At 63.6% G+C, this 12,638-nt stretch carries 7 protein-coding genes and 1 pseudogene; 2 read left to right on the top strand and 6 right to left on the bottom strand.

Annotated features, from left to right (window positions below; translation table 11 throughout):
• Nucleotides 1-61: 61 nt before the first annotated feature.
• The gene (locus tag LPA45_RS30760; RefSeq protein WP_317925252.1) at nucleotides 62-991 is read left to right on the top strand and encodes an AraC family transcriptional regulator; all 930 of its coding nucleotides are present in this window, start codon (nucleotides 62-64) and stop codon (nucleotides 989-991) included.
• A 107-nt stretch (nucleotides 992-1,098) separates the two neighbouring features.
• Here LPA45_RS30760 and LPA45_RS30755 read toward each other — a convergent pair.
• The 6 genes and pseudogenes from LPA45_RS30755 to LPA45_RS30730 form a co-directional block, all read right to left on the bottom strand.
• A pseudogene (locus tag LPA45_RS30755) lies at nucleotides 1,099-1,362 on the bottom strand (aldehyde dehydrogenase family protein); the annotation flags it as partial.
• A 260-nt stretch (nucleotides 1,363-1,622) separates the two neighbouring features.
• Complete coding sequence (locus LPA45_RS30750; RefSeq protein ID WP_367395316.1) at nucleotides 1,623-2,180, bottom strand: Rrf2 family transcriptional regulator; 558 nt, start codon at nucleotides 2,178-2,180, stop codon at nucleotides 1,623-1,625.
• Between the two features lie 197 nt (nucleotides 2,181-2,377).
• Nucleotides 2,378-3,856 (bottom strand): efflux transporter outer membrane subunit, encoded by a 1,479-nt coding sequence (locus tag LPA45_RS30745; RefSeq protein WP_317925017.1) that lies wholly within the window; start codon nucleotides 3,854-3,856, stop codon nucleotides 2,378-2,380.
• A gap of 11 nt (nucleotides 3,857-3,867) precedes the next feature.
• Nucleotides 3,868-7,059, bottom strand: coding sequence for an efflux RND transporter permease subunit (locus LPA45_RS30740; protein ID WP_317925016.1), 3,192 nt, complete (start codon nucleotides 7,057-7,059; stop codon nucleotides 3,868-3,870).
• A 103-nt stretch (nucleotides 7,060-7,162) separates the two neighbouring features.
• On the bottom strand, nucleotides 7,163-8,410 hold the full coding sequence (locus LPA45_RS30735; protein WP_317925015.1) for an efflux RND transporter periplasmic adaptor subunit: 1,248 nt from the start codon (nucleotides 8,408-8,410) through the stop codon (nucleotides 7,163-7,165).
• A 648-nt stretch (nucleotides 8,411-9,058) separates the two neighbouring features.
• Nucleotides 9,059-10,108 (bottom strand): porin, encoded by a 1,050-nt coding sequence (locus tag LPA45_RS30730; RefSeq protein WP_116318635.1) that lies wholly within the window; start codon nucleotides 10,106-10,108, stop codon nucleotides 9,059-9,061.
• A gap of 528 nt (nucleotides 10,109-10,636) precedes the next feature.
• Here LPA45_RS30730 and LPA45_RS30725 point away from each other — a divergent pair.
• The gene (locus LPA45_RS30725) at nucleotides 10,637-12,175 is read left to right on the top strand and encodes a CYTH and CHAD domain-containing protein (protein ID WP_317925014.1); all 1,539 of its coding nucleotides are present in this window, start codon (nucleotides 10,637-10,639) and stop codon (nucleotides 12,173-12,175) included.
• The last annotated feature ends 463 nt before the right edge of the window (nucleotides 12,176-12,638 follow it).

The raw sequence follows: 12,638 nt of genomic DNA, 5'->3' as shown, positions 1-12,638 counted from the left end.
ACTTGGTCTTAGTTTGGTTTCAATTCGTCCAAAGATGGCCTCTCCCCCTTCTGCACATCGTGTGCTCGAGCATTTCCTTGCCACACTTGACATTGGTGTCACGCACATCACACGGTGCGACATTCGCGATGGGTGGAGCGTGCGCTTCGATGCGTGCGAAACCGCCAGCCTGCACTACTGCCTGGACGGCCGCGGAACGCTCGACGCAGGCAACGGCCACCGCATCGCTCTGCAGCCGCACAGTTTTGTCCTGATGCCGCCGGGCGTTTCCTACCGGCTGGAAAGCGCTTTCGAGTCGCCGACGATGTCGGTGGAGCGGGCAAGGCTTGGCTCATGGTCCGCGCGCGAAACCGCGCCGACGGTAAAGGTGGGCGAGGCGGCAGCGGGAGTTGAGATGGCGTGTGGGGAGTTGCGCTTCGCGACGAGTACCGCCGATCCCTTCAGGATGCTGCGGCATCCAATCGTGACGCGGTTCGACGGGCCGGCGGGGTTGAGAGACCAGTTCGTCATGCTGCTGGCGGAATCCGCACAGCCCGGACTGGGATCGAGGGTGCTGATCGAGGCATTGCTCAAGCAATGCCTGGTCATGCTGCTGCGGCGTCAGATGGAGAGCGATAACGCGGAGTTGTCGTGGACGGCGGCCGTTGCCGATCCCCGGCTGCTGCTCGCGTTGGAAAAGCTCTTTGAACAACCGGAAGCGCCACTGTCGGTGCAGCGGCTGGCCGATCTGGCTGGAATGAGCCGTTCAGCGTTCGCTTCGCACTTCGAACGGGCGTTCGGCCAGACCCCGATGGCCATGCTGCGCGCGGTGCGGCTGCACAAGGGCGCGGAATTGCTGGCAACTACAACCCTGCAGGTTTCCCAGGTGGCGCACGCCGTTGGTTTCTCCAGTCGCAGCAATTTCTCGCAGGCGTTCTACAAACAGCATGGTGTGGACCCAAGCGGATTCCGGCAGCGAACGGCGTCTCGTCAGCGTGGGCGTGGTGACTAATATCGATTGCGGGTTCAACCGATCGCCGTCAGCAGCAGGCCCTTGCCGCGAATCACCGCGACCTTGCGCAAACGGAAGCCGATGGCATTGTTGCTTCTGGAATCCCATTAAATCGGGTACTGTGGCGCTTCGCCCTGAATGGTCATCCATTGCCACTGGGTAAATTCCTCCCAGTTGGCTGCTCCGCCGATGCTGGTACCGTTGCCAGACGCGCCGACGCCGCCGACCGGGTTGATGACCTCGTCGTTGACTGTCTGGTCGTTGATATGCAGCATGCCAGTGCGCAGGCGCTCCCCAATGCGCAATGCCCGAGCGACATTGCCGGAGACGATGCCCATTGACAGCCCGTACTCGGTACGGTTAGCACGTGCAGCGCGCCAGCCGGCAGGCCGGCGAGTTCGAACAGTCGCGCAACCACAAAGCCACCGCCACCGCCGTGCGGGGATCTGGCTTGAGCACCACCGCGTTGCCCAGCGCCAGCCGTATAGACCCAAACAAGGACTAAGTAGTCGCTGTTTAGTCGCGCATTGTTGGCAGGTCAGATGTGACGAGTCTGAAGAAGCCAGGCGAAAAAACGCCTCCGCAAGCGATGAGGAGAAAAGGCGATGCTGGAGACTTGAACGCGCGGACCTCAGGCGCTCTTGCGTGAACCCGCGCGCGCGGGCGCAGCCCTGTCGCCCCGCCGGTTGGCCGCTCGATCCGACAGCCAGTTGACAACCTGCACACCGTAGCTGGCCGGCGTCTTGTCATTCACGCGCTGGGAAAGGTCGGCCAGGGTATGCCGTTTCAGTTCCGCTCGCATGGCCTTCTCGGCAGCCTGCATGACAGCGTGAACCGAGCAAACGCCGCGTGTCGCCCAGCCCGGTGCATCATCATTGAAGACGGCACAGCGGCCGCGGATCTCGAGGCAGTCGAAGAGCGGCTTCTCGCCATCGATCGCAACCACGACCTCGTGGACGGTAATGTGGTTGGCGGGCCGCGCGAGCCGGAATCCACCCTTGATGCCCTCCGTGGCGACCACCAGTTTGGCCTTGGCCAGCTTGGTGAACAGCTTGGCCAGGAAGTCGTGTGGAACGCCCTGAAGTTCAGCCAGATCACGGACGCTCGCTTCTTCCACCGCCGACTGCGAATGCGTCAGGTACAGCAGGCAGTGGAGGCTGTATTCAACGCCTGTACTGATTTGGGACATGGCATACTAAGACTTGATGTATCGTAGTTGCAATGCTATACAACTTCCGCGGGAACCGCAAGGCGAAGACACACCGCTTGTGCTTAGGGGCGACCACGGCCACCGGGCCGATAAGCGGCATGGCACCGGCTGCCGGCCTGGTGTGAGCGACAGGTCTCCTGATTCCCGCTCCAACACACCCGGCAGCACGCACGCTGTCAGGATTGCTGCCGCTGGCTCCATCCACCGCCGAGGCTGCGCACCAGCGACACCGTCGCCGCGGCACGCAAGCCTGCCACCGCATTGGCATCGCGCTGCGACTGCAGCACGGTGCGATCGGCGTCGATCACGGCCAGGTAGTCGACGGCACCGGCATCGTAGCGGCTGCGCGAGATGCGCTGGGCCCGTTTCGCGCCGGCCAGGGCGCTGTCGAGCGCAGTGGCCTGCTGGCTGAGCCAGCGCACGTCGGCCAGGCTGTCCTCCACCTCACGGAACGCCGACAGCACGGTCTGCCGGTAGCGCGCCACGCTCTCTTCGTGCGCGGCGCGGGCGCCAACCAGGTTCGAGCGGTTGCGGCCACCGTCGAACACGGTCTGCGCCACCGTAGAACCGACCAGCGGACCCAGCATCCATGTGCGCGACGACCATTTGAACAGGTTCGACAAGTCCGCCGACTCGAAGCCGAACAGCGCCGTGAGCGAGATGCGCGGGAAAAACGCCGCGCGGGCGATGCCGATGCGCGCATTGGCGGCCGCCATCTGGCGTTCCGCCGCCGAAATATCGGGCCGGCGCTCGAGCAGTTCCGACGGCAGCCCCGCCGGCACGGCCACCGGAGCGGTATCGAACGGCCGGGTGGCGAGCCCGAACTGCGCGGGGGAGACGCCGGTCAGCACGGCCAGCGCGTGTTCCTGGTTGGCGCGGCGGCGCTCGATGCCGGCCAGGTCGGCGCGTGCGGTGCCCAGTTCGCTTTCGGCACGGGCCGGATCCAGGTCGGTGGTCTCCCCTGCTTCGTACCGCTTGCGCAGCAGCGACAGCGCGCCCTCACGCAGCCTGATCGTCGCGTTGAGCAACTCGCGGTCACTGTCCAGCGTGCGCAGCGCGAAGTAGGCCTGCGCCACGTCGGCCTGCAGCGCCAGTTGCACGGACCGGTACAGGTCCTCGGCTCCCCGCTCTTCGGCACGCGCGGCGTCCACGCTACTGGCCACGCGGCCGAACAGGTCAAGCTCGTAGCTGGCGAACGCGCGCGCCTTGAGCACCGTCTGGGGCGCCACGCGCGCGCCATCGGGCAGCCCCTGCGAGGCCGCTGACGGCTGCGAGCGCGTCGGGTCCAGGCCCACGCTCAGTTGCGGGTACCGGTCCGCCTCGGTGGCGCCGGTGAACGCACGCGCCTGCTTCAGGCGCGCCGCCGCCGCTGCCAGCTCCTGGTTGTGAGCGTTGGCCGCGTCGATCAGCCGGTCCAGATCGGCATCGCCAAACAGCTTCCACCACTCACCGCGCTGCTGGCCTTCGGCCGGCGTGGCGGTCTTCCATTGCGCGCTCTCGGCCGCGACGGCCTCGGCTTCCTTGAAGGTCGAGGCGCTGGGTGTCTCCGGCACCTTGTAGGTCGGCGCCAGCGAGCAGCCGGCCAGCACCAGTGCAGCCGCCATGGCCGCAAGCCGTGGCGCGTTCCGCTTCATCGCATCGCTAATGTTGTGCATGTCTTTCACCATCACTCTGCGGACGCCACGGCATGCGCGGCCTTTGCATCGGTCGACACCGCCGCGCGGCGCTGGCCGCGCGTGGCCAGCAGGCGCAGCGCCACATAGAACACCGGCGTCAGGAACAGGCCGAAGAACGTCACGCCAAGCATCCCCGCGAACACCGCCACGCCCATGGCCTGGCGCATCTCCGAGCCGGCACCGCTCGATACCACCAGCGGCACCACGCCCATGATGAAAGCGAACGACGTCATCAGGATCGGACGCAGGCGCAGGCGGCTGGCCTCGATCGCTGCCTCGACCACGGTGCGGCCGTGATGCTCCAGCTCGCGCGCGAACTCGACGATCAGGATCGCGTTCTTCGCGGATAGTCCCACCAACACGATGAAGCCGATCTGCGTGAAGATGTTGTTGTCACCTTGCGTCAGCCATACGCCCGTCATGGCGGCCAGCAGGCTCGTCGGCACGATCAGGATCACGGCCAGCGGCAGCGTCAGGCTCTCATACTGGGCGGCCAGCACCAGGAACACCAGCAGCACGCACAGCGGGAAGATCCACACACCCGCGTTGCCGGCCAGGATGTCCTGGTACGTCAGCTCGGTCCATTCGAAGCCGATCCCCTTTGGCAGGGTTTCGGCAGCGATGCGCTCGGCGGCAGCCTGCGCCTGGCCCGACGAGAAGCCCGGCGCCGGTCCGCCATTCAAGTCGGCGGCCGTGAAGCCGTTGTAGCGGATCACGCTATCCGGGCCAAAGCCCTGCTTCACCTGCACCAGCGACGACAGCGGCACCATCTCGCCGCTGGCGCTGCGCGCCTTCAGCTGCAGGATGTCCTCGGCATGCTGGCGGTACTGCGCATCCGCCTGCACCTTGACCTGGTAGGTCCGGCCGAACTTGTTGAAGTCGTTGACGTAGGCAGAACCCAGGTAGGTCTGGAGCGTATCGAACACATCGGTCACCGGCACGCCGAGTTGCTTGGCCTTGGTACGGTCGAGCTGCACGTCAAGCTGCGGCACGTTCACCTGGTAGTTGCTGAAGATGCCGGCGAGCTCGGGCGTGGCGCGCGCCTTGGTCATGAACGCGTTGGTGGCTTCGAACAGCGCGTCATAGCCCAGCGCGGCGCGGTCCTCGATCATCAGCTTGAAACCGCCGATCGTGCCGAGGCCCTGCACTGGCGGCGGCGGGAATACTGCAATGAACGCGTCCTGGATCGCGGCATACTCCTTGTTCAGGTCCGCGGCAATGGCCTTGCCCGACAGCTCCTTGCTCTTGCGCTTCTCGAACGGGTCCAGCGTGACAAAGACGATGCCGGCGCTCGGACCATTGGTGAAGCCGTTGATAGACAGGCCCGGGTAGGCAACGGCCGATTCCACCCCCGGATGCTTGAGCGCGATATCCGACATGCGGCGCATCACGTCCTCGGTGCGGTCCAGCGTGGCCCCGTCAGGCAGCTTGGCAAAGCTCACCAGGTACTGCTTGTCCTGCGCCGGCACAAAGCCCTTCGGCACGAGCTGGAACACGCCCCAGGCGGCCACCAGCATCACGGCGTAGACGCCAAATACCGAGCCCTTGCGGCGGATCACACCCTTCACGCCACGGCCATAGCTTTCGGAGCTGCGGCCGAAGAAGCGGTTGAAGCGGACGAAGAACTTGCCGAAGACCCTGTCCATGCCACGCGTCAGCCAGTCCTTGGGCGCGTCATGGCTCTTCAGCAGCAGAGCCGACAGCGCGGGAGACAGCGTCAGCGAGTTGAAGGCCGAGATGATGGTCGAGATCGAGATCGTCAGCGCGAACTGCTTGTAGAACTGGCCGGTCAGGCCGGTCATGAACGCCAGCGGCACGAACACGGCGATCAGCGTCAGCGCGATGGCAATGATGGGGCCGCTGACTTCGCGCATGGCCTTGTAGGTGGCCTCCTTCGGCGTCAGCCCTTCCTCGATGTTGCGCTCGACGTTCTCCACCACCACGATCGCATCATCGACCACGATACCAATGGCGAGCACCAGCCCGAACAGCGAGAGCGCGTTGATCGAGAAGCCGAACGCATGCATCAGCCCGAAGGTACCGACGATCGACACCGGCACCGCCAGCAACGGAATGATCGATGCGCGCCAGGTCTGCAGGAACAGGATCACCACCAGTACCACCAGCACGATCGCCTCGAACAGCGTGTGGACCACCGCCTCGATCGAGTGGCGCACGAACTGCGTGGGGTCATAGACGATGCTGTAGGCCACGCCTTCCGGCATGTTCTGCTTCAGCTCGGCCATGGTCTTGCGCACTTCGTTGGAGATATCGATCGCGTTTGCCCCCGGTGACTGGAAGATCAGCAGCGACAGGGCGGACTTGTTGTCCAACTGCGAACGCAGCGCGTATTCCGACGCACCCAGCTCGATGCGCGCGATGTCCTTCAGGTACGTGACCACACCGTCAGGCGAAGTCTTGACAATGATGTCGCCGAACTCTTCCACGGTCTGCAGACGACCCTGCGCGTTTACCGACAGCTGCAGGTCGGTGCCCGGCAGCGCCGGCGACTGGCCAAGTACGCCTGCCGCCACCTGTACGTTCTGCTCGCGGATGGCACGCACCACGTCCGACGCGGCGAGCCCGCGCTCGGCGATCTTCTCCGGATTCAGCCACACGCGCATCGAGTAGTCCCCCGCGCCGAACAACCGAACCTGGCCCACGCCCTGGATCCGCGCGATGCGGTCCTTCACGTTGATCAGCGCGTAGTTGCGCAGGTAGGTCGTGTCATAGCGGTCGTTGGGCGAGACCAGGTGGACCACCATGGTCAGGTCAGGCGAGCTCTTTACGGTGGTGATGCCCAGGCGGCGAACATCTTCCGGCAGGCGCGGCTCGGCCTGCGAGACGCGGTTCTGCACGAGTTGCTGGGCCTTGTCCGGGTCGGTGCCCAGCTTGAAGGTCACCGTCAGCGTCAGCGTGCCGTCGGTGTTGGCTTGCGAGTTCATGTAGAGCATGTCCTCGACGCCGTTGATCTGCTCTTCCAGCGGCGTGGCCACGGTTTCCGCGATCACCTTCGGATTGGCGCCCGGGAACTGCGCGCGCACCACCACTGACGGCGGCACCACTTCCGGGTACTCCGAGACCGGTAAATTGAACATCGAGATGGCGCCGATCAGGAAGATCAGCACCGACAGCACGCCCGCGAAGATCGGGCGGTCGACAAAAAATTTCGGGAAATTCATCGTGGTCTCGGCGAAAGCAGCCCCCGCTGGCGGTCCGCCGGAGCGGACGCCATGTGCAACCTCAGGGGAGAATTCCAGTTCGGTCTGTGGCGGAGGGCGGGACTCAGCTCACCCTGGCCTTGCCGGCCGTGCCGGCCTTGGCGTCAGCCGCGGCCTGCTTGCGGTCCGTCGTGCTGCCACGCGACTCCAGTTCGCTGCGGTAGGCCATCGCCACCGGCTTCGGGGTCACGGTGTCGCCGGGGCGCACGCGCGTCAGGCCGTTCACGACGATGTTCTCGCCCGGTTGCAGACCCTTGCGAATCACGCGCAGCCCTTCGTACGTCGGCCCCAGTTCGACTTCGCGGTACGCGAGCGTGTTGGCCTTCTCCACCAGGAGCACGAACTTCTTACCCTGGTCTGTGCCAATGGCGCGATCGTTGACCAGCGCGGCGGGATACGGCGAGCCGCCGCCGAGCTTGACCTTCGCGTACAGCCCCGGCAGCAGGCGGCGGTCCTCGTTGTCGAAGACGGCGCGCACGCGGATCGTGCCGCTGCGCGTGTCGAGCCGGTTGTCGATCGAATGAATCCGGCCCTTGTGCGGGTTGCCCTCCTCGTTGGCCAGGCCCAGGAACACCGGCAGGTCGCCCTTGCCGCCACCAGCGCTCGGCGCCGTGTAGCGCAGGTAGCTCTGCTCGTCGACATCGAAGCTCGCGTACACCGGCGAGACCGATACCACCGTGGTCAGCGGCGGCGATGCCGCTCCGGCCGCCACGAGGTTGCCCACCGTGATCTCGGCACGCGACACGCGGCCCGTGACCGGCGCAACGATGCGCGTGTAGCCCAGGTTCAGCTTCGCCACCTCCAGCGCCGCCTGCGCGCCGCGGACGTCGGCCGACATCTCGCTGGCCGCATTGATACGCTCATCGAACTCGCGGCGCGAGATCGCGTTATCGTCGAGCAGGCGCTGCGCGCGCACCTTTTCGGTCTGCGCATGCGTTGCACGTACCTGCGCCGCCGCCAGCGCCGCCTCGGCGCGCGCGACTTCGGCCGCATACGGGCGCGGATCGATCGTGAACAGCGGGTCACCCTTCATCACGATCGAGCCATCGCGGAAATGCACCGTTTCGATCGTACCGGACACACGTGGACGGATCTCCACACGGTCCACGGCCTCGATGCGGCCCGAGAATTCATCCCATTCGGTGATGGTCTGGCCCACCACTGCCGCCACTTCAACCGCCGGGGCCGGCGGCGGCGAGGTGGCCTGAGCTTCCCCGCCGTGCTGGGGACGCAGTACCGAAGCTGCCACGCCGGCCCCCAGGATTGCCACGAGGGCAGCGGCGAGCAGCGTTTGTCGAGACTTGCGATTCATCCTTCTTCACTCCATGCATCTTTGAGACTCTTGAGTCGATGCGCCCTTCCCTCAATCCAGCCTCAAAACTGGAGGTCGCTGGTGCGCTAGTGGCCATGAAGGCTCCGATTGCCATTTCAGCGTATCGAAACATGCAGCCCCCGGCCCTTAACCACGGTACGCCGCACCGTGGCATATCGGTAGCACCGACATGCCACCATAACTACGATAGTAGTAGTCGTAGTTATAAAGCGCAAGCAATTTTTGGTGGAGCAATGCTGTCCACCTCCATGTGCAGCAGTGGGATCATGTCGTCTGGCCTGACATGACGTCGACAACCGCAGCAACTGTCTGCGGCAGACCAGGGGCGGTGCACGCGTCCAGCCAACTGCAGGCGTGATCGAAGGCTGTTGCGGGTCGGGAACTGCCTAGCGGCGTAGCCTTCAGGGTAGCTTCCCGTTCCCCACCAGGATTCGACCGCAGGTATGCACGGCTAACGGCCTCGATGGCGAACGTGCCGCGTTCCCCGGTGCCGTAGAAGCCGTCGCCGTAGTCTGCCACCAGGTAAGCGAGCGCGACCTGCGCGACTGTTCCGTTCGAGACCCGCTCTCGACATGGAAGCCCGGAAGGGGGCCCGGGAGGGCCGCGCACGCTCCGTGGCAAGGCGCATCAGAACCGGTGACGAACGCCCACCACCGCACCCACCTGATCCTTGCCAGGCTGTACGTTGAAGACAGCCGACGTGCCACTGCCACTGTTGAAGCCGTTGACCCCCAGTGCCGAGTTATCCTTGTTTAGCGCGTAGGAGACCGAGGCGTAGAGGTCGGTGCGTTTGCTGAGTGAATAATCGCTGGTAAGCACAAATTGCCACGGGTCGGATGCGGTCTGGCGGAAGTCTTGGTAGTATGCCGCGCCAGTCAGAGAGAACGCCGGCGCCAATTTGTAAGCCAGGCCCAGCCAGTAGAGGTTCGAGCCGGTGTTAGCCGCCTGGGCGCCCGGCAGCATGGCACCATCATAGGCCTTCGCCAGGCGGTAGCCGGCATAGACCTTCGCATCACCCACTGCATAGGTGCCAGCCACGGAAACGCGCCTCAGGACCGGCGCCTGGTTTGTCGGCGTGCCGACGTGCGCATCGTCATAGGCCACGCCCAGCGCGAAGGGGCCGGAGGCATAGTTGAGGAACGCGCCGAAATTACGTCCGAAAACGTTGCTGCCGGCCACTTCGCTGCCATTAGCCTGGAATGAGTAGAAAGCCTGGCCGGTCAGCTTGCCGAACTTGCCCACATACTTGACGGTATTGTCCGCGCGCGCGCCAAACTCCGGCGCAATCGAGAGGATGCTGTAGCGGTCGGCAATCGCATTGGGGTCATAGATATTGCCGAATTCGCGCATGGCGGTTTGCTGCCGTCCCAGCAGCAGTGAGCCGTATTGGCTGTCGAGCCCTGCATAGGCATTGCGGCCGAACAGACGCCCGCCCTGGCCCGAATTGCCGGTATCGATGTCGAAGCCGCTTTCCAGCAGAAAGACTGCCTTCAGCCCGCTGCCCAAATCCTCCATGCCCCGCAGCCCCCAACGCGAGCCAGACTGGTTCCCGGAAACCAGCCGCACGAGACTGTCGCCATTGCGGCCTGCATTATTGCTGAATTCGATACCGGCGTCGGCGATACCGAACAGCGTCACGCCGGACTGGGCGTGGACGCTTGAACAACACCCTATCATTGCGAAGAACAAGGATATGTCAACGAGAGGTAGTCGTCGCATGGTGGTCCCCCTTCCTTCTTCCTGATTTTTGGCCAGCAATGCGCCCGCTGCAATCATCCAAACGGTGGGGTTCGAGGCTTAGCGAAGATGTGGCGGATCTTTTTCGAATCCCGGCCACCCTCTCCCACATCTCCTCCCTATGTGCTCCAAACACAACGGTTCAAGGTATTGGCGTCGTGTCGCACCGGCTCCAAACCGCTGCGTCGGCAGGGTGAAGTCATACCAAGTGTCGAATGGCTGGTTATCTGACGGTAATGCTTGCAATACGATGTGAACCATTCGGCTGCCCGACTTTTCATTGCTGAATGTCTGCTTCTCGCCGCCCGCTGACGGCATATCTCTTGCACGGGTATCTACGATCGCGAATGCAATGTCCGAAGAGCCGGCTTTCGCCGACACGGATGGGTAAATCCTGCGATCTGGTGTAGGAACTGATAGGCAAGCCGCGTTAGACATGCCCCATCGCCCTTAGGAGCAGCAATACCCATGGAGAACGAACTGAAGTTTGAAGTGGCGGGGGACCAGGACGCCGCCATTCGCGAATTGCCAACGCTTCTGGACGCGGAACTGCTTTCGCCACAGGAGCAGGCCCTGGAAAGCGAATACTTCGATACTCCCGACTTTCTCCTGCGGCGAAACGGTGCAGCTTTGCGCGTTCGCCGCGATGGCGACCAGATCGTGCAGACCCTGAAGTCTACCGGCGAGCAGCGCGCCGGGATCTTCGAGCGCGAAGAGTACGAATCCGAGTTGAAAGAGGCTAAACCTGATCTCGAAGCGTTGCGCGCCGCTGTGCCAAAGTCTTCGCCGCTTTCACATGTCCTCAAGAACGCATCGCTGTCAGATCAGCTAGCCCCAATTTTTCGAAGCACGGTCACCCGGAAATTGTGGACGCTAAGGCCGACGAGCGGCGAGGAGATCGAACTCGCACTAGACACCGGCGTGATCACGGCGGCAGAGCATGCTCGCTCCTTCTGCGAGCTTGAACTGGAACTCAAGCATGGCGATCCCCGCCGCCTTGGCGAAGTCGGCCTCCGGCTCATCGATAAGGTACCGTTAAGCCTAAGCATGCAGAGCAAGAGCGACCGGGGCTACGACTTGCTGGTATGCGACAACCGCTCGGCGATCAAAGCCCTGCCCATCTCCCTGAGGAAGAAAGACACTGTGGAAGAGGCCCTGTGCAAGATATTGCACAACTGCCTGGCCCAGGTGCATGCCAATGTGCCGCTGGTAGCCACCGGACATTCGCCCGAGGGCGTGCATCAGATGCGCGTGGGCCTGCGCCGCTTCCGTTCCGCGCTCGACATGTTCGAGGATGTGGTCAAACTGCCGGCTGCCCTCGAGGATGAAGTGAAGTGGATTGCCGACGAGCTCGGCCAATCACGTGACTGGTATGTGCTGGCACACTCCACGTTGTCGCAGGTTGATGCAGGCGACGACAAGCCCGACCCCATGGCGGAAACCAAGGCGGCGGCCGCCGAAATCGCAGAGGACCGCCATGCCAAGGCAACGGCTGCGGTACAGTCGCCGCGCTATGCACGCGTTGCGCTTGCGCTCGATCACTGGATAACGACGAACCCATGGCGCGATACGTCCGATGACACGCGCAAGATGCTCAAGAAGCGTATCGGCGTGCTTGCAGATCGGGTCCTGCGCCAACGCCATCGCAGGCTGGTCCGCCGTGGCCGAGGCCTGCACAAGCTCGATGCGCATCATCGCCACCGCGCACGGATCGCGGCAAAGAAGCTGCGCTACGCGGTTGAGTTCTTCGCGGACCTCTTCGAGCAGAAGAGCCTGAAGCCGTATCGACAGGTACTGGCGAAACTGCAGGATGATCTGGGTTGGGGCAACGACATGGCGGTAGCAGATGGCCTGCTTAGCCATCTGCAGCAGCACCATCGGAAGGCCTCGGATGGTGCAGGCTATGCGCGCGGCTTCCTGGCGGCGCGCGTAGCGGACGATCGTGATAATCAACGGAGGCTTTGGAAGCGGTTCCGAAGCACAAGGCGCCCAGGCTCGCCGAAGTGAATGCTGGACTGCCGCGACGGCCGGCCTCGATGGATGCCACCACGGCTAGCCACCACTTTTCTCATATCGGCACACCAATGGTACCGGGCGCGGTAAATAGTAGGTTGAAACGTCCTATCGCGCCTCAATCCCATCGCACCGGCCAGCAGTGCGATGGTAGCCGTTCCACTTAGTGACCAGCAGCGATTCCATAGAATGAGCCTGGCCGGGGATTCGACACGATATAGGAATTCCGTCGAGCCCAATTCATCGCTGCTTTGAATACCTCGGACTCTCTCTGACTCCAATCACTTCTCATTAGAGGAGCGGCGTCCTGTGCCTTCGTGGCGTACACAGCCGCTTGGTGTAGCGGCTCGCGGCTCCGCTTTCCTGGGATAGTAAAAGTACGAATCGTTACGTGCATCATTCGAAGCAGCAGAGTTGCTTGATGAGCGATTATGTCGGCATCCAAATGACATTACTG

This window comes from Cupriavidus sp. Agwp_2, from assembly GCF_040784895.1.
Classification (GTDB): domain Bacteria; phylum Pseudomonadota; class Gammaproteobacteria; order Burkholderiales; family Burkholderiaceae; genus Cupriavidus.
This window is presented reverse-complemented; position numbering and strand designations above follow the sequence as displayed.

Bases quoted from the DNA above. Each gene is read 5' to 3' on its own strand.
- LPA45_RS30745 (WP_317925017.1), bottom strand. From the start codon at position 3,856: ATGCACAACATTAGCGATGCGATGAAGCGGAACGCGCCACGGCTTGCG.
- LPA45_RS30735 (WP_317925015.1), bottom strand. From the start codon at position 8,410: ATGAATCGCAAGTCTCGACAAACGCTGCTCGCCGCTGCCCTCGTGGCA.
- LPA45_RS30740 (WP_317925016.1), bottom strand. From the start codon at position 7,059: ATGAATTTCCCGAAATTTTTTGTCGACCGCCCGATCTTCGCGGGCGTG.
- LPA45_RS30750 (WP_367395316.1), bottom strand. From the start codon at position 2,180: ATGTCCCAAATCAGTACAGGCGTTGAATACAGCCTCCACTGCCTGCTG.
- LPA45_RS30730 (WP_116318635.1), bottom strand. From the start codon at position 10,108: ATGATAGGGTGTTGTTCAAGCGTCCACGCCCAGTCCGGCGTGACGCTG.
- LPA45_RS30725 (WP_317925014.1), top strand. From the start codon at position 10,637: ATGGAGAACGAACTGAAGTTTGAAGTGGCGGGGGACCAGGACGCCGCC.